15 protein-coding genes and 4 pseudogenes are annotated in these 17,573 nt (G+C 61.8%); 11 read left to right on the plus strand and 8 right to left on the minus strand.

The window, feature by feature from the left end; genetic code table 11:
- Entirely contained in the window at window positions 1-1,242 is a 1,242-nt protein-coding gene (locus AB3X96_RS19255; protein ID WP_368590925.1) for a Zn-dependent hydrolase, read from the plus strand.
- 8 nt (window positions 1,243-1,250) lie between these two features.
- Here AB3X96_RS19255 and AB3X96_RS19260 read toward each other — a convergent pair whose 3' ends face one another.
- Window positions 1,251-1,556: a panthothenate synthetase gene (locus AB3X96_RS19260; RefSeq protein ID WP_368590926.1), complete on the minus strand. Its 306-nt coding sequence runs from the start codon at window positions 1,554-1,556 to the stop codon at window positions 1,251-1,253.
- Between the two features lie 134 nt (window positions 1,557-1,690).
- A complete protein-coding gene (locus tag AB3X96_RS19265; RefSeq protein WP_368590927.1) occupies window positions 1,691-2,314 on the minus strand; it encodes a methylated-DNA--[protein]-cysteine S-methyltransferase in 624 nt (207 codons plus the stop codon).
- A gap of 299 nt (window positions 2,315-2,613) precedes the next feature.
- Between AB3X96_RS19265 and AB3X96_RS19270 the strand changes: the two genes are divergently transcribed.
- From AB3X96_RS19270 to ilvD, 7 genes are all read left to right on the plus strand, one after another.
- Complete coding sequence (locus AB3X96_RS19270; protein WP_368590928.1) at window positions 2,614-3,993, plus strand: leucine-rich repeat-containing protein kinase family protein; 1,380 nt, start codon at window positions 2,614-2,616, stop codon at window positions 3,991-3,993.
- A complete protein-coding gene (locus tag AB3X96_RS19275) occupies window positions 3,990-4,970 on the plus strand; it encodes a substrate-binding domain-containing protein (RefSeq protein ID WP_368590929.1) in 981 nt (326 codons plus the stop codon). The genes AB3X96_RS19270 and AB3X96_RS19275 overlap by 4 nt, the downstream gene beginning before the upstream one ends.
- 84 nt (window positions 4,971-5,054) lie before the next feature.
- Window positions 5,055-5,378: a hypothetical protein gene (locus tag AB3X96_RS19280; protein WP_368590930.1), complete on the plus strand. Its 324-nt coding sequence runs from the start codon at window positions 5,055-5,057 to the stop codon at window positions 5,376-5,378.
- A 78-nt stretch (window positions 5,379-5,456) separates the two neighbouring features.
- A complete protein-coding gene (locus tag AB3X96_RS19285) occupies window positions 5,457-6,104 on the plus strand; it encodes a LysE family translocator (protein ID WP_368590931.1) in 648 nt (215 codons plus the stop codon).
- A 23-nt stretch (window positions 6,105-6,127) separates the two neighbouring features.
- The gene (locus AB3X96_RS19290; RefSeq protein WP_368590932.1) at window positions 6,128-6,559 is read left to right on the plus strand and encodes an NUDIX domain-containing protein; all 432 of its coding nucleotides are present in this window, start codon (window positions 6,128-6,130) and stop codon (window positions 6,557-6,559) included.
- A gap of 285 nt (window positions 6,560-6,844) precedes the next feature.
- A complete protein-coding gene (locus tag AB3X96_RS19295) occupies window positions 6,845-7,990 on the plus strand; it encodes a branched-chain amino acid ABC transporter substrate-binding protein (RefSeq protein ID WP_176106719.1) in 1,146 nt (381 codons plus the stop codon).
- A gap of 271 nt (window positions 7,991-8,261) precedes the next feature.
- Window positions 8,262-10,124, plus strand: a complete 1,863-nt coding sequence (gene ilvD, locus AB3X96_RS19300) for a dihydroxy-acid dehydratase (RefSeq protein ID WP_368590933.1) — start codon at window positions 8,262-8,264, stop codon at window positions 10,122-10,124.
- A 119-nt stretch (window positions 10,125-10,243) separates the two neighbouring features.
- Here ilvD and AB3X96_RS19305 read toward each other — a convergent pair whose 3' ends face one another.
- Entirely contained in the window at window positions 10,244-11,452 is a 1,209-nt protein-coding gene (locus AB3X96_RS19305; protein WP_368590934.1) for a GGDEF domain-containing protein, read from the minus strand.
- Window positions 11,453-11,790: 338 nt separating this feature from the next.
- Here AB3X96_RS19305 and AB3X96_RS19310 point away from each other — a divergent pair, with 338 nt between their 5' ends.
- A complete protein-coding gene (locus tag AB3X96_RS19310; protein ID WP_176106716.1) occupies window positions 11,791-12,246 on the plus strand; it encodes a CHRD domain-containing protein in 456 nt (151 codons plus the stop codon).
- A gap of 48 nt (window positions 12,247-12,294) precedes the next feature.
- Here the strand turns inward: AB3X96_RS19310 and AB3X96_RS19315 are convergent, their stop codons facing one another.
- The 3 genes and pseudogenes from AB3X96_RS19315 to AB3X96_RS19325 form a co-directional block, all read right to left on the minus strand.
- A complete protein-coding gene (locus AB3X96_RS19315) occupies window positions 12,295-12,987 on the minus strand; it encodes a cytochrome b/b6 domain-containing protein (protein ID WP_368590935.1) in 693 nt (230 codons plus the stop codon).
- Window positions 12,988-13,505: 518 nt separating this feature from the next.
- A complete protein-coding gene (locus AB3X96_RS19320) occupies window positions 13,506-14,747 on the minus strand; it encodes an FkbM family methyltransferase (RefSeq protein ID WP_368590936.1) in 1,242 nt (413 codons plus the stop codon).
- A 217-nt stretch (window positions 14,748-14,964) separates the two neighbouring features.
- Window positions 14,965-15,522: pseudogene (locus tag AB3X96_RS19325) on the minus strand (MBL fold metallo-hydrolase); the annotation flags it as partial.
- A gap of 156 nt (window positions 15,523-15,678) precedes the next feature.
- Here AB3X96_RS19325 and AB3X96_RS19330 point away from each other — a divergent pair.
- Window positions 15,679-16,080 (plus strand): annotated as a pseudogene (locus AB3X96_RS19330) (SDR family oxidoreductase); the annotation flags it as partial.
- Window positions 16,081-16,086: 6 nt separating this feature from the next.
- Here the strand turns inward: AB3X96_RS19330 and AB3X96_RS19335 are convergent.
- Window positions 16,087-16,545: an MEKHLA domain-containing protein gene (locus tag AB3X96_RS19335; RefSeq protein WP_368591066.1), complete on the minus strand. Its 459-nt coding sequence runs from the start codon at window positions 16,543-16,545 to the stop codon at window positions 16,087-16,089.
- Between the two features lie 178 nt (window positions 16,546-16,723).
- Window positions 16,724-17,040: pseudogene (locus AB3X96_RS19340) on the minus strand (alpha/beta fold hydrolase); the annotation flags it as partial.
- A gap of 286 nt (window positions 17,041-17,326) precedes the next feature.
- On the opposite strand from AB3X96_RS19340, the pseudogene AB3X96_RS19345 reads away from it, so the two are divergent.
- Window positions 17,327-17,526 (plus strand): annotated as a pseudogene (locus tag AB3X96_RS19345) (hypothetical protein); the annotation flags it as partial.
- Between the last annotated feature and the right edge of the window lie 47 nt (window positions 17,527-17,573).

Consider the following 17,573-nt stretch of genomic DNA (forward strand, 5'->3'; position numbering starts at 1 on the left):
GTGGTAAAGATCGATCCGGACCGGCTGATGGCCGACCTCAAATGGCTGCGCGGATTTGGCGCGGCCGGCCCAGGCGTGGTCCGGCTCGCGCTGTCGCCGGTCGATCTTGCGGCACGCGAATGGCTGGTCGGCAGGATGACGGAGGCGGGGCTCGACGCGCGCATCGACGGCGTGGGCACCGTGTTCGGACGTTCGCGCAACACCGGTCCCGCGCTCGTGATCGGTTCACACACGGACACGCAGCCGACCGGCGGCTGGCTCGATGGCGCAATGGGCGTGATCTACGGGCTCGAAATCGCCCGCGCGCTCGCGGAGAACGACGCGACGCGGCACCTCGCCGTCGACGTCGCGTCGTGGATCGACGAGGAGGGCACGTTCTCGGGCCTGCTCGGTAGCCGCAGCTTCGTCGGCGAGGCGGTCGACGAATCGATTCGCGGCGCGACCAACCGGCAGGGCGAACGTCTCACCGATGTACTGGCGGCGGCGGGCCTCGCGGGCCGGCCGCGCGCGCGTTTCGAGGCAGGTCGCCAGGTCGCGTATCTGGAGCCGCATATCGAGCAGGGCGGGCGGCTCGAAGCGATCGGCAAATCGATCGGCGTGGTCACGACGATCGTCGGGCTGCGCGAATCGCGGCTGCGCTTCACGGGTCAGCGCAACCATGCGGGCACGACGCCGATGGCGATCCGCCGCGACGCGGGCGCGGCGCTCGTCGCATTCATCGCGCGGATGAACGACGCGTTCACGCAACTGGCCGACGCGGATACCGTCTGGACCGTGGGCCGCATCGATCTCGATCCGGGCTCGATGAGCGTCGTACCCGGCGCTGCCGACATGTACCTGCAGTTCCGCGACGCGAACCCCGCACGGCTTCAGGCAATGGAGCACGCGCTCGCGGAACTGGTGCGCGACTTCAATGCGCACAACGCCATAAGCGTCGACTTGCAGACGATCGACGAGCCGATCGAGCCCGTCAGCATGGACGCCACACTCTCGGAGCACATCGCGCGAGCCGCCGAAGCGATCGCGCCGGGCCAATGGCTGCGCATGCCGAGCGGTGCCGCACACGACGCGCAGGTGATCGCGCGTTGCATGCCGGCCTGCATGATGTTCGTGCCGAGCATCGGCGGCGTGAGTCACGACTTCATCGAGGACACGGCCGAGGAGCATATCGTGCTCGGCTGCCAGGTCGCCGCGACGGCCGCGGCTTCGATGCTGCTGCAGCTATCGGCGGGGCATTCCTGAGGGCCGCGCTACTTCCACTTGTCGCCTAGCGCGTCGAGGCCGGCTTTCATCAAATCATCGGGCAGCATCGCGATGCGCAGTTCGCACTCGGCGTCGAGCTTCAGGAACCATGGTTCGGCGAGTGCGGGAATCGCCGATGCATCGGCGACATCGACGACCGCCACCGCGCCGCGTTTGCCCTGCTGCTCGGTGAAGTAGATGGCTTCCGGCTTCATGTCCTCGAGGATCTTTTGCATCAGCTCGCCGATTCGGCCTTCGCGCACGAGTGTGCTGAACGGTTCGTTCGGTATTTGTATGTTGAGAAGCATGCGCATGTCATCCTCCTGTTCGAAACCTCAACGGGCATCTCAAGGATAGGTGTTGCATGCGCGGCCGATGGCGTTGATCGCGGACGAAGCATCGGCGATTACGGCCGACGGGTGGCGCGTTGTGCTGTGTCTGCGCGGCTTCAGCTACCGAACAGCGATCCCTGCGTTCCCCGGCTCGGCGGGTGATGCGCCGGTTTCGCGGATGCACCGTCCCTGACCGGCCGCGCCGCCTTTCCTTCCGGCGCGGGCCGCTGCGCGTCATCGGCCGCTGCTTCGAGCGACGTCTGCCCCGCCTCCAGGGAAAGCAGCAGCATCTTGTTGGCGAGGCCGCCGGCGAACCCCGTCAGCTCGCCCGACGCGCCAATCACGCGATGACACGGCGCGACGATCGAAATCGGATTCCGGCCATTTGCCGCGCCCACCGCGCGCACTGCATTTAGCTTGCCGATCTGCTGCGCGATCTCCGAGTAGCTGCGCGTCTGGCCGAACGGGATGGTCAGCAGCGCGCGCCAGACCTGCTTCTGGAACTCGGTGCCCTGAAAATCGAGCGGCAGATCGAAGGTCTGGCGCGTGCCCGCGAAGTACTCGCGCAATTGCCGCTCGGTTTCGACGAGCACCGCCAGCTCGTTCGCTTCGCCCATTTCGCCGAGTCGCACGCGATTCGGCTTGTCGTGTTCCCATAGAATCGCGACAAGGCATTCGCCTTTCGCCACGAGCTTCAACTGACCGACCGGCGAATCGATCAACTTGTACGCGTACGTCACTTTCTCAGGCTCCTGACAGGGTGGAGGCGCAAGACCCGCGAGACGGACGTGCTTGAACGACCGGACGCGGAAAGCTGTATGAAGGCTGCGCCGATACTCGGGAGTTTCCCGCTCGCGTCGCCTGAACGCCCTCCGGATATTGCTGTCTCATTCGCATTCGACGCGGCCGCGACTGTCGTGAGCATCGCGGCGATCACGTCACTGTACCGCAGAGAACCCCAGATGGCCTTTGACTCAGTAAAATCGATAGCTTCGGTACGACGCGCTGCGCGCGCTACCCGATCTTCTTTCCCACGACTGTGACCACGACTTTAGAACAACTGCGGGCCGGGCAACTGGCGGGTACGCGCGAACTCAAACTCGCGTGCGGTCTCAGCGAATTTCCGCGCGAGATTTTCGATCTCGCCGATACGCTCGAAGTGCTCGACCTGTCGAACAATGCACTGACGACGCTGCCCGACGATCTGCCGCGCCTGCGCAAACTGCGCATCCTGTTCGCGTCCAACAACCCGTTCACCGAACTGCCCGGTGTGCTCGGCGAATGCGCGCAACTGAGCATGATCGGCTTCAAGTCGAATCGCATCCGCGAGGTGCCGGCGAGCGCGCTGCCCCCGCTGTTGCGTTGGCTGATTCTGACCGACAACGACATCGAAAGCTTGCCCGCTGAACTCGGCCGCTGCACGCAACTCCAGAAGCTGATGCTCGCCGGCAACCGGCTGCGCGCGCTGCCCGAGGAACTGGCCGCATGCACGCGGCTCGAACTGCTGCGGCTCGCGGCGAATCGGTTCGACGCGTTACCGCATTGGTTGCTGCGTCTGCCGCGGCTTGCGTGGCTCGCGTATGCGGGCAATCCGTTCAACGCGGCGCTCGAACAGGCGGCGCTCATCGACACACCGATCAGCGGCATTCGCTGGGATGCGTTGCGGCTCGAACGGCCGCTGGGCGAGGGCGCATCGGGCGTCATCTATCGCGCGGCGCTGCACGCGGACCACGAACCCGCGCCGCGTGCGGTCGCCGTCAAGCTGTTCAAGGGCGCGGTGACGAGCGACGGTTTGCCCGACTGCGAAATGGCTGCTTGCATTCGCGGCGGCGAACATGCGAACCTGATTCCCGTGCTCGGCAAGGTGATCGGGCATCCGTCGGACACGCATGGCCTCGTGATGGGATTGATCGATCCGCGCTTCGCCAGTCTGGCCGGTCCGCCGAGCCTCGCATCGTGCACCCGCGATATCTATCGCGACGACGCGTGCTTCGACCTCGAGACTGTGCTCGGTATCGCGAGCGGCATCGCGAAGGTCGCGAGTCATCTGCATCGGCGTGGCGTAATGCATGGCGATCTGTACGCGCACAATATCCTGCATGGCGGCGCGGGGCGCGCGCTGCTCGGCGATTTCGGCGCGGCGTCGTTTTTCGATGCCGGCGATCGCGAGCTCGCCATCGCGTTGCAGCGGCTCGAAGTGAGGGCGTACGGCTGTCTGCTCGAAGAACTGCTGGAGCGTTGCGACGCGCAAGCGGACATCGCCGGGCAACTGGCCGCGTTGAAGACGCGTTGTCTGAGCGAAGACATCGACAGCCGGCCGCTGTTCGACGAAATCGTCGCCAGCGTCGCGTCGTTCGATCGGCACATCGGCAACCAGTCCGTCCGCAACCAGCACCTCCGCGAAGGAGTCAAGCCATGACGCAGAACATGCGCCGCCGCGTGCTGCTCGCGGGCGCGCTGGCAGCAACCGGTCTCACCGGCGTCGCGCGATTCGCGGACGATGCCCATGCCCAGGTACTGCCCGGCGCGAAGCCGAAGATCGCGCTCGTGCTCAAATCGATGTCGGACCCGTTCACGGTCGCGATGGTCGACGCCGCGCGCAATTACCAGCAGCACTTCTCGTCGCAATTCAGCCTGACGATTCGCGGCACGGCCAGGCAGACCGACACCGCCGCGCAGATCCGCATGGTCGACGAGATGATCAGGGCGAAGATGAACGCGATCGTGATCGCGCCGACCGACTCGAAGGCGCTGATCCCGCTGATCGCACGCGCGATCAAGGCCGGCATCATCACGATCACGATCGACAACCCGCTCGACGACGCGACGCAGGCGGCCGCCGGCATCTCGGTGCCGTTCGTCGGGCCGAACAATCGCAGCGGCGCGAAGCAGGTCGGCCAGTATCTGGCCACGCGGCTGAAGCCCGGCGATCAGGTCGGCATCATCGAAGGCAATTCGGTGAGCAGCAATGCGCAGCAGCGCACGGCCGGCAGCCGCGACGCGATGGATGCGGCGAAGGTGCAGGTCGTCGCGGTCGAGTCGGGTAACTGGGAGTACGGCAAGGGCCGCGACGTGGCCGCGAAGATGCTGGCCGAGCATCCGCAGCTTCGCGCGCTGTTATGCGGCAACGACAACATGGCGATGGGCGCGGTCGACGCGATTCGCGACGCGGGCCGCGGCGGCGGTGTCTACGTCACCGGCTATGACGCGATCGATGCGATCAAGCCGCTGCTCGCCGACGGCCGCGTGCTCGCGACGATGAACCAGTTCGCCGACCGCCAGACCGTGTTCGGCATCGACTTCGCATTAAAGGCGGTGACCGAGCGACGCAAGCAGCGCGAGCTGTCGAGGGTGATCGAGACGCCGCTGCAACTGGTGACGGCCTCCAAACGTTGAGGCGGGGCGCGCGATTGCGCCGCTTGCCGCCGCCGCGCGTCGGACACCGATAGCGGGTCGCGTGCGCGGTCCGTGCCGCATTGGATGGCCGGCATCAACCACGGCGTGCCCGCGCTCGGCATCGACGCGGCCTTACTGCAGAAGCTGCTGGGCGGCGCGGTCGCGATTGCCGTGCTGGTCGCCAATTGCTATCTGTTGCTGAGGCTTTCGCTGCGCTGGCAGATTACCGTCGTGTGGTGCGAACTCGCGTTGCTGGTCGTGCTGTTCTTCTCGACGTTCAATCTGAGCTTCGAATTCATCGAGCGCAAGATCGGCTATCCGGTGCTGCAAGGCGCGACCACCACGCTCTATATCTCGGCGATCTCGATTGCGCGTATCGAACGCCGCTTCAGGAGGTCCGCGCGATGACGCCGGTCGCGGCGTTTTTTTCCGTGTCATCATGTCTGGTCTGTTGGAATCCAATCCCAACGAACTCCCGGGCCTGACATGTCATTCCATACCTGGTTGCTTTTCGCCGCTGCCTATCTGCTCACCACCATTTCGCCGGGACCGAACGTTCTGCTGGTGATCCGCAACTCGGTTCGCTATGGAAACCGCGGCGCGGCCGCGAGCGTTGCCGGCAATCTGCTCGCGCAAGGAGTCGTCGTCGCGCTCGTGGCGCTCGGTGTCGGCGCGGTATTGACGACCCTGCCGCCGCTCTTCATCGCGATGAAAGTGCTCGGCGCGGGTTATCTGATGTATCTCGGCATCAGGCAACTGCGCGGCGGCGGCAACAGGCAGGCAGCGCAGGCCGCGCAGCCCACGGGCGTCGCATCGCCCGCTCATACGTTCGAGCGCAGCAAAGTATTCCGCGAAGCCTTACTCGTGTCGGGCAGCAATCCGAAGACGATGATCTTTCTTTCGGCGTTCATGCCGCAATTCATCGACCACGAGCGCGGCCTGCCGGAACAGTTCATCGTGATGTATCTGACGATCGCGGTCACCGTCGCGCTCGTACACACCATTTATTCGCTCGGCGTGCGAGGTATCCATAAGCGCGTCGGAGCCAGCCGGTGGATCGCGGCGATCAAACGCGGCAGCGGCCTCGTCTTCGTCGCGCTCGGCATCAAGCTGCTGACCGCTCAGCGCACCTAGTCCATCACGATGGCTGCAAGCAAATGAGCCGAATGCAAAGCGTCGTCGACGTGAACGTGCTGTTTCTGAATGGGCAGGGCGAGTGCCTTTTCACGCAGCGGGCGAATACCGGTTTCAGGGACGGCGAATACGCGCTGATTGCCGGCCATCTCGAACCTGGCGAATCGATCGAAGAGTGTGCGATTCGCGAATCGAAAGAAGAAGCGGGCGTGACGATTGCGCCCGGCGAACTCGAATTCAAGCTCGTGATGCGGCGCGACTCGGACACGAACCGCATCAGCTTCTTTTTCGCGTGCCGTTCATGGCAAGGCGAACCGGCGAACATGGAGCCGCACAAGTGCTCGGGCTTCGTGTGGGCGAAGCCGGACCATCCGCCGGCGCCGATCGTCGACTATGTGGCGGCCGCTCTCGCGCATATCCGCGAGGGCGTGATGCTGGCCGATTTCAAGCCTTGATTGCTCCGTACCGTTGCCGAAGAATAAGCGTGAGATTCAGCTTTATTGGCTGAGTTGCCGCTTATTTCGTCACTTTTACAGACGATTCCCTCGGCAAATCGAACGCGCAATCTCCCGCTTCAATTGAGCGACGAAACGACCGCTCATTGACGCCGCGCCAATCCCATTGCGCGCGAATTTGTCGCTTGCGGCGGTTTTGCGTTATCGTGCTGCACCAAAAATGGCGGAACTGGCGAATTGCCCAGCCGTCCGGTTGGCAAGGTAAGTAAAGAGGAGATGTGTCGTATGTCGTTCAAGCTTCACAAACTGCTGCCGCTCAGCGCGGCAGTCGTCGCATTCGCGGGCATTGCCGGTACGGCAAATGCGGATCAGGTCGTCAAGATCGGTCACGTCGGTCCGTTGACGGGCGGCTCCGCCCACCTCGGCAAGGACAATGAAAACGGCGCGCGCCTCGCGATCGAGGAAATCAACGCGAAGGGTCTGACGATCGACGGTCAGAAGGTCACGCTCGTGCTCGACGCGCAGGACGACGCGGGCGACCCGCGCCAGGCAACCCAGGTCGCGCAGAAACTCGTGGACGACAAGGTCGTCGCGGTGGTCGGCCACCTGAACTCGGGCGCGTCGATTCCGGCATCGAAGATCTATAGCGACGCGGGCATCGTGCAAATTTCGCCGTCGTCGACGAACCCGGCCTACACGCAGCAGGGCTTCAAGACGACTTACCGCGTCGTCGCGACCGATGCACAGCAAGGTCCGGCACTCGCCGCCTACGCCGCGAAGACCCTGAACGTGAAGACCGTGGCCGTGGTCGACGATTCGACCGCTTATGGCCAGGGTCTCGCGAACGAATTCGAAAAGACCGCGAAGTCGCTCGGCCTGAAGGTCGTCTCGCACGACGCGACCAACGACAAGGCGGTCGACTTCCGCGCGATCCTGACCAAGATCAAGGGCGAGAATCCCGACGCGATCATGTACGGCGGCATGGACGCGACCGGCGGTCCGTTCGCGAAGCAGGCGCGTCAGCTGGGCCTGCGCGCGAAGTTGCTGTCGGGCGACGGCGTGTGCACCGAAAGCCTCGCGGACCTCGCCGGTCCGGCGGCGGGCAACGTGGTGTGTTCGCAGGCCGGCATGGCCGTCGAGCGCATGAACGGCGGCGCGCAATTCGCGGCGAAGTACACGAAGCGCTTCGGTCATCCGATCGAATTCGACGCACCGTTCACGTACGACGCGGTGTATATCGTCGTCGACGCAATGAAGCGCGCGAACTCGACCGACCCGGCGAAGGTGCTGGCCAAGGTGTCGAGCACCAACTACAAGGGCGTGACCGGTGAAACGACGTTCGACGCGAAGGGCGACCTTCAGCATGGCGTGATCTCGCTGTACGACTACAAGGATGGCAAGAAGTCGCTGCTCGACGTCGTGAAGATGTAAGAGCGCAGACGCGTTAAAAGCGTTGAAAGCACGAAGGGCCGATGAAGCATCGCTTCATCGGCCCTTCGCTTTGACTGAAGTGGAGCGGCGTAGATCGGATAAGCGGTCGCTGCGTCGTTTAATATCTTTTGCGACCTAATCGCGCAGAAAAAATATATTGGACGTCTTACTGGCGTTCTTGCACTATTCGTTTCCAGCGCCGACTCCGCGCTGCGATCCCCACGCCCGCGCGGGCGCTCAAAACCGATAACAGCAATACCTGAGGATACAGATGCCCAACTATCGCTCACGCACTTCGACTCATGGCCGCAACATGGCCGGCGCCCGCGCGCTGTGGCGCGCGACCGGCATGAAGGACGACGATTTCGGCAAGCCGATCATCGCAGTCGTGAACTCGTTCACGCAGTTCGTGCCGGGCCACGTGCATCTGCGCGACCTGGGCGCGCTGGTCGCGAAGCAGATCGAAGCGGCCGGCGGCGTGGCGAAGGAATTCAACACGATCGCCGTCGACGACGGCATCGCGATGGGTCACGGCGGCATGCTGTATTCGCTGCCGTCGCGCGAACTGATCGCGGACTCGGTCGAGTACATGGTCAACGCGCACTGCGCGGATGCGATGGTCTGCATCTCGAACTGCGACAAGATCACCCCGGGCATGCTGATGGCCGCGATGCGCCTGAACATTCCGGTCGTTTTCGTGTCGGGCGGCCCGATGGAAGCGGGCAAGGTCAAGTCGCCGACCGACGGCCAGGTGATCGCGAAGATCGACCTGATCGACGCGATGATCAAGGCGGCCGATCCGAAGATCAGCGACGCGGAAGTCGCCGAAGTCGAGCGCAGCGCGTGCCCGACCTGCGGTTCGTGCTCGGGCATGTTCACGGCGAATTCGATGAACTGCCTGACCGAGGCGATCGGCCTCGCGCTGCCGGGCAACGGGACGGTCGTCGCGACGCACGCATGGCGCAAGGGGCTGTTCGAGCAGGCGGGCAGCCTGGTCGTCGATCTGTGCCGCCGCTACTATCAGGAAGAGGATGCCTCGGTCCTGCCGCGCAGCATCGCCACCAAGCAGGCCTTCGAAAACGCGATGACGCTCGACGTCGCGATGGGCGGCTCGACCAACACCGTGCTGCACCTGCTGGCCGCCGCACAGGAAGCGGGCGTCGATTTCACGATGTCGGACATCGACCGCATCTCGCGCAAGGTGCCGTGCCTGTGCAAGGCCGCGCCCATGACCGACAAATACCACATCGAGGACGTGCATCGCGCGGGCGGCATCATCGGTATTCTCGGCGAGCTCGCGCGCGCAGACCTGCTCGATCTGTCGTGCGGCAACGTGCATAGCGGAACGCTCGGCAACGCGATCGCGAAGTGGGACATCGCCGGCGGCGCGGGCGACGAAGCGCAGAAATTCTTCCGCGCGGCGCCGGGCGGCATTCCGACCACGGTCGCGTTCAGCCAGGAAGCGACCTACGCGACGCTCGACACGGACCGCAAGAGCGGCTGTATCCGCAGCAAGGAAAACGCGTATTCGAAGGACGGCGGCCTCGCGGTGCTGTACGGCAACCTCGCGGAGAAGGGCTGTATCGTGAAGACCGCGGGTGTCGACGAATCGCAGTGGCTGTTCTCGGGCCGCGCGCGCGTGTTCGAAAGCCAGGACGACGCGGTCGATGCGATTCTCGGTGACAAGGTCGTGCCGGGCGACGTCGTGGTGATCCGCTACGAAGGCCCGAAGGGCGGTCCGGGCATGCAGGAAATGCTGTACCCGACTTCGTATCTGAAGTCGAAGGGCCTCGGCAAGAGCTGTGCGTTGTTTACCGATGGCCGTTTCTCGGGCGGCTCGTCGGGTCTCGTGATCGGCCATGCGTCGCCGGAAGCGGCGGAAGGCGGCACGATCGGTCTGGTCGAAGACGGCGACGTGATCGAGATCGACATTCCGCAGCGCAAGATGCATCTGGCGGTGTCGAATGAAGAGCTCGCACGCCGTCGTGCGGCGATGGAAGCGCGCGGCGCCGACGCATGGCAGCCGACCAATCGCGAGCGTGTGGTGTCGCAGGCATTGCAGGCGTATGCGGCGCTCGCGACTTCGGCCGATCGCGGCGCGGTGCGCGATATATCGCAATTGAAGCGCAAGTAAAGCGCGAATCAGCGCGACGGCCCTGTTCGCGGTGACGCGGACGGGCCGAACACAGACCGGTATGCGGGCGACTGCATGCCGGTTTTTTTGCAGGGGCAGTCCCCAGCGCGGAAACTTCCTTAAGCCGGAAAACTGAAAACGCGGCCATCGGCAGGCTGCGAAGACGCTGCAACCATCACGCAGTTTCTGCCGTTGGCTTTCGCTGCATAGAGCGCCGTGTCGGCTCTCGCCATCACCGAGGCAACGGTATCGCCATTACCGCATTCGTCGACGCCAGCGCTGAGTGTGCAGGCGACGTCGCCGGTCGGAGCACGCGCGACAGACGCCGCGACGAGTGCGCGCAACCGGTTCGTGAGATGGGCCGCTTCGTCTTTGCCGGTCAGTGGCATCAGCAGCGCAAACTCTTCACCGCCGATGCGGCCAAGGACGTCGGTTTGCCGTAGTTCGCGCGATATCGTCAAGGCAACATGCGCAAGGGCCTGGTCGCCGGCTGCATGCCCGTATCGGTCATTGATGCCCTTGAAGTTATCGATGTCCAGGATCGCGATGGACAGCTTCGACTTCGCCACCTTTGCCAACTCGAACAGCGCCTCCGCGCGCGCGATGAAAGCGCGCCGTCCGAGCGCGCCCGTCAGATCGTCGATGGTGGCGAGGCGTTCCATCCGCTCCGCCAGCCGGTCATGAGCCAGCATTACCATGCCGACCGACAGGCATGGCAAAGTCAGTATCGCCATGCCGAGAAATGCGACGTTTAGCGGCGTTTCCTCCAGAAAGACCGATTCATGCGCTAGCCCCGACCCATATACGACGCAGCGGGCTGCGTGGACGACCGCCCCCAACACCGCGGCAACAGCCACGAAGTGGTAGCCGTATTTCGGTCTGCCCGCCGGCCGATACCGTTGCACGATCCAGGCGATCACAAATCGGATGTAGGCGAGAAAACCCGAGATCATCGCGCCCCGGGCACTGACGTCAGGCGACACGTAAGTCCAATAAATGAGTCCCGCCAGGATCGCGCACAGCGCGCCGTACTCCCAGATTACCGATGGCGGGCGATGAAAGAATTGCCGGAAGCCGTGAATCGCGAGGAGCGACGCGACGAGCAGCAATACGCTCGCGCCCAGTACGACGAGATCAGACCTGCGGAACAGGAGGAGCGTGGCCGTGACGGCCAGCAGACCACTCGCCACACACCAACGACGTATCCCCGGAACCTGAGTGTGAAACAGCGAGCCTAGAACGGCGACGCTCATCAGGCAGGACAGAATCGCGATGCCGATTAGCGCGTTCGGGATGGACATGGCAGCGTAACGATGGGTGTGATCCATGAAGGCGCCTGGCGCAATACGAGGTCGCGCCGGTTACATCCGCTGCCTTCGCGCAAAGCGCATATCGTACCGGAAGAATTTTTCGCTTTGGATCGATTTTTCAACGATTTTCGCCCATCGTTTTCCTTTCGGCTCGCTGTCCACACTTGTGGGACGTCGACTTAACGGGGCGGTCGTCATGCCCTGACCAGAGTTCGGCCTGATGCGAACTTCGCGTAACGGCCGGCTTGCGTCTATGCTTGACTCACTTGTTCGGCTATCTACGACGTCGACGAGCTCTTCTGCAGTCTTCAATAATCGCCCGTTCACCAAGGGCAAACCCAACAGGAGAAAACCAGATGTCACGATCCATCACGCGGCGCGCTTTCATGGTGTTCGGTGGTTTGGCCTTAGCGGGTACGCTGACCCTGGCGCAAGCGGCGCCCGTCTCGTTCGCGGTGCCTTTGACGGGCGCTCAACAGGTTCCACCGGTGCAAACTCCGGGCAGCGGCAACGCCAAGCTCACGTACGACGCCAGCACACGGGTCGTCACCTGGAACATCACCTTCAGCGGATTGACGAGTCCGACCACGATGGCGCACTTCCACGGACCCGCCCCGGCCGGTAAAAACGCCGGCGTAAAAGTCTGGATCTCGCAGAAAGGCTCCACAGAGGTGACGAGCCCGATCACCGGTCAGGCCACGCTATCTCCGGACGAAGCCAAGATGTTCGAAGCGGGTGAGATGTACATCAACGTTCACACGAAGAACAATCCGGACGGCGAGATTCGTGGCCAGGTGACGCCGCCGAAGTGAAGCTGAAGCAGGCGCGGTAGCCGCGCCGAGATTGGGTGCGCGGCTTGCTCACAGATATGCCGCGAGTAGCATCACCACGGCAACGCCGACGCCGAGCGGCAGCAGCGCCAGCAGCGCTGGCGCCTGCCGCGGCGCGTCCACGGACGAGGGCAGCAGTTTGTAGCCGGTCAGCATCGGACGAAGCAGGTTGTGTCCCTTCGCTACCGCGTAGACGGCGATCACGAGCACATGCAGCGCGACGGCCGCGAGCAGCACGTACCAGACCAGCCCATGCAGCGCCGAGATTGCGTTGGCGAGCCACGCGGGCACGAGTTCGCTCAACGGGCCTTCGTCGGCGATGTCGTTGTTGACGTAGAGCCCGCTCAGCGTCTCGGTCAGCAGCAAGGCGAGCAGAAATAGAACCATCCAGCCGCCGGCTGCATTGTGGCCGACCTGTACATCCGGTTCGCGATGAAACAGCCGGCGCAAATGACGAAGCGCGGCCGCGGGCGACGCCACGAAACTGCGAAAGCGCGCGGTCTCGCTGCCAAAGCAGCCCCACAGCAGCCGGAAAATAACCAGGGCGAGCAGCGTCTCGCCGACGCGCACGTGCCAGTCGATCCAGTTCAGCTTCAGGGTGATATAAGCCGCAGCGACCAGCACGACCACCAGCCAGTGAAACAGTCGCACCGGCGCGTCCCAGACCAGCACCGGACGGGGCATTGGCTGTGTCGGCCGCGTGACGGGTTTGTGTGCATCCATGTGTTGGGCCTACGTGCGCAAGCGGCGGTTTGGCGATGTGAGCTCGGGCGGTAGCGGGCGATTAAGCATACCTCTCACCGATCCTTGACGATGAAGGTGCATGCCACATTACTGAGCGATCAAATCTGGTTTCGATCCGCATATCCGTAGTGTTCGTCAAATTTTCGCCAAGGTAGAGGTCGAACGCGAGGAGCGTGACGGGTCGTCGATGTGTCTCGGATGAGACAGGTGTTCCCAATACATCATGGCGGAACTGGCTAATAAAGTTCCAATCACGAGAAGGTATAGGGTGGCTAGATCGACTTTCATCGCTGACTTCAGAGCGCGTCCCGCAATGACGGGGAAAAGCTTAGAGACTACCTATGGGATAACGGCAAATGCCGCGCATGTTTGCGAAATGATAACGGAAGGCGTCGCAGGGAAGCACGTAGCGGTCGTGGCATCGGTGCCCCAGTGCACGTCGTGCCAAGCAGGGCGATGGAGTAGAGCGCCATTACGTCTGTGCGCAGCGGCAATCGCTAGTTGAGATGCTTGTTAACCGCCAGGAAAATCAACTGGGATTCGTTGCCTTTATGGCTCACGGTAAAGCCATTTTGCTCGAGGAACCGCAAAAATGCCAAACCGTCACCCCTATCAGATGCGCCTGCCTCGCCAACGATCACGCGAACCTTCTGTGACAACAGTCGGCCGTGTGGAAACAAAATGGCATGCTCCGAGCCTTCGACATCAATCTTCAACAAATCCAGGATTTCCGACGAAAAGCCCCGCAGTAGCGTCGGAAAATCCGTTACGGGGACCTCGACTGTCTCCGCTGAGGAGTGCTCGACCATGTTCAGCTTATTTCCGCCAGTGTTGTCGGAGCTAATAAACAGCGTGCCCACGCCAGACGCCGAAGACACTGCCATCTCCTTCAGCTCCATCGAAGATTGGAGCTGGTTGAGGTCGATGTTCTTCCGAATCAACTCGGCATTACGAGGTGCCGGCTCGACAATGATTATCTGCATGGGCTGTTTCAACAGCGCACTGACCTGGATAGAGAACGAACCGATATGGCCGCCGAGATCGAGTACGGTAGTGCCATGGAAGTCGATTCCTGACAGTTGGTCGAGATATTCGGACCTTACCTCATCGACAATACCCTCATCCATTGTGCCGGTTCGCACCGCAAACTGAAAACCGTACCTGCTGACGATGACTACGTCGCCCGGCGCCTTGTTGTCCGCCACTTGCTCCGCGAGTTGCCTCGGTGACTCGGGATTGGGCACCGTACTGAGGCGGAGACTCCTGTCGGCAATAACGATATACGCGCCATTCGCAAACGGCACTTGCATCTGCGCGATCCTCTCTGCGTACTGTGGCGGAATCTGATTCAACATTGCCCGGTTGATTACCATCAGGCGCACCTGCGGAGAATATTCTCCGATAGGACACAGTTCCAGCCTGCCGTTCAGCAACAACGGACGAACCATCCCAAATACCTTTTTCCAGTAGTTTGGGACCGCAATGGTCAACTGATCATCCGATTTCAGCGAATTGAGATTGGGAACAAGCCACATCAGCATCTCGATTGATTGTTCGTCCCCTGCTTGCTTCGCAAGAATCTTTACGGCTGAATCATTCTTTGGTTTTCCGAGAAACGGTGGCGCTGCACTGAAGAGCTTCAGGCGAGCGCGAGTATCAATGTAACTAAAGGCACGTCTTAGCAAGTTTCGGGTGCCGCCCGACTTATAAGCCGATGATATTTTCTGAATCAGGTCCATCTCGAAATGTCTTTTCCGATGAGTGCATTAAGATCTAAATGTGCGGCGGGGAGTTTAGCCGCAGGTATGTTCTTTATAGGTTACGTGTTTTTTGAGGTTTCCAGCAATTTATTTTCTTGGCCGGCCCAACAAGCGCGCGTAAGACCTTTGCCTTCATTCTGTTCGGATGGGGTATTGTAGAAATAACGATGATCGGGGCAATGCCTAGGTGATGACGCGCAGCCTTGCGAAGGGCGGGAGGAGCCGATTCCGGCATCACCGTCTTGCTGAAGTCCGGATTTTTCGAGAACTCCACTTCCGCGGCCGACACGTGAATACGCACGTCGGGGCGCAGCTTGGCCTTGACGCCAGCAACGTTCGGCCCGCCGACGTGATCCATGTGCATATGCGTAATCACGATATCGGTAGTCGCAGCCAGGTCGATGCCGGCCGATTCCAGGCGCATCACCGACCGACCGGCGCGCGAGAAGTATTCGAAGCCGTCGCCCACCCGAGTCGATCAGGATCAGGCGTTCGCCGCTGCGCACGAGCGCAATGTTCAGCGCGCAGTCGAACATGTCACGTTGCAGGAAACGACCATCGAACCATTCGTTGCGGTCTGCTTCGCTCACGTTAGTGACATGGTAGAGGTGGGCAGCGGCAGAACGCCATCACTGATCGACACGACATCGACGTCACCCACGCGCACGGCGTAGCGGGAAGATACAAGTTCGCCTGAATCATTTTTGCCAAGGTTGGCGATAACCGGCTGCGCATGCCGGGTAGTCGAGCTCATCTTCAATAGTCCTGCTGATTATGTGATCTACCGCAGGAAGCAGCGCGTACGTACGATCGACGATCGCTCGTGGATGGACCGCCGTCGCCGCGCACGCCGAATATGGCGCCCCGCGCGGCGGAAATATGTAGAGGCAATATCGCACGGAGAAACTACATGAAGATCATCGTCATTGGCGGTACGGTACTTATCGGCGGCAAGGTGGTGAAGAATCTGCGTGAGCGCGGTCATACCGCCGTCGCGGCTTCGCCGGCAACGGGCGTGAATACGCTCACCACCGAAGGACTGCGCGAGGCGCTCGAGGGGTGCGACGTCGTCGTCGATCTCGCCAATTCACCTTCGTTCGAGGACAACGCCGTTTTGGCCTTCTTCGAAACATCGGGCCGCAATCTGTTCGCGGCGGAAATCGAGGCCGGTGTCCGGCATCACGTCGCGCTTTCTGTCGTTGGCACCGACCGGCTTTCGCAAAGCGGCTATTTCCGCGCCAAGATCGTGCAGGAAAAACTCATTCGCGATTCGGGCGCGCCATACACGATCGTGCGTCCCACACAGTTCTTCGCGCGATCAGATGTCGCGCGTGCGTGGGATGACCACCGCCTGGCCGTGCAGTGTGCCGTCCGCGTCGAGTAGCTGCCACAGTGTGGCTTGCTCGATGATGAAGCGCTCGCCAGACTTGGTGACACGCACGCCCCTGTAGTTCGTCTCGTAGCCGAGCTGCTGCACGCGTTCAAGGAATTGCTGCCGTTCTTCACGATTCGGGGCCTCGGCGGAAAGCCGGGACGGCAACCTGGTGATTTCATTCCAGCTATATCCAAAGCGGCGCTGTGCGGCCTTGTTGCCGTAAATAAAGACCGGGTCTGGATCGGTATTGTGCGCGAGTACCGCGAATGGGGCATGTTCATAGAGCCATTCGGTCGCTTTAATAACGGACATGACGCGCGGAACCAGCCGGTGACCGACTAGCCGGGCGTAACTGTCGGAAAGGAGTTGGTAAAAAGCCGGACTACGGTGGAGTGGAATCATCGGGTTTATCTCGACGAAGAACATTGGGGACACTGGATCACGGAATCCTGATCCAGATTGTCCATGATTGGCGCATCCAAGTCGAACAACCGAGACCTGACGGGGACAACGGTGTCGAGCGGCCGATCGAAACCATTGCCGCACCAAAAATCCCGCCGAAGCGGGCCTATGCTAAACGTTAATTGTGCACGAAGGCGAGCAGATCCGCGTTGAGCACCTCTGCGTTCACCGTCAACGTGCCGTGCGGAAAAGCGGGGTACGTCTTCAGTGTCCCGTTCTTTAACAGCTTGATCGACTTCAGCGCCGCATCGGCGATCGGTACGATCTGGTCGTCGTCTCCATGCAGTACGAGCGTCGGGGCAGTAATCGCCTTGAGATCTTCCGTCTGGTCAGTTTCCGAAGGCTTTGATGCCCTCATAATGCGCTTCCGCACTACGCATCATTGCCTGTCGCCACCAGTTTTGGACCACACCTTGGTACATTTCCGGGATGATCTGGAAGCGGCACAGGGCCTGATCGACTTTGGTTCAAACAGAGTGCCAGCAGCTTCAACCCGGGCTGAGCTAGACAGGCCGAGTACTGACAACGGCGTTCCGCGCACGGAATGAATAACGCGCTGCTGACATTGGTATAGCGTGAGTCGTCAACGTGATCCGCAAAACCCTATTCACTGGGGAGGAGAGTCATCCTCATCGCAACGAGGGCTTACTCGTCCTGATGCTACTTTCACGACACGTCCACACCGGACGAGTCCGCATCGTTCTTTTCGGGGAAAAGAGGTATGCGCAACAACCGGCCAATCTGGCAGCGCGAGTTTGAAATTCCGGACAATGCGACGTTGATGTCGACAACCGATGCGCAAAGCTACATGCGAACGCTGCGTTCATTGAGGCTAGCGGTTTTTCACGCGATGAATTTCAAGGTGAGCCTCATAACCTTGTCCGTCATTCCGATATGCCGCAGCAGGCGTTTGCCGACATGCGGACCAAGCCCTCGCGAGAGGAAACCGAGACCGTGCTGCGGGAGCG

The organism is Paraburkholderia sp. BR13439 (assembly GCF_040948805.1).
Taxonomy (GTDB): domain Bacteria; phylum Pseudomonadota; class Gammaproteobacteria; order Burkholderiales; family Burkholderiaceae; genus Paraburkholderia; species Paraburkholderia youngii.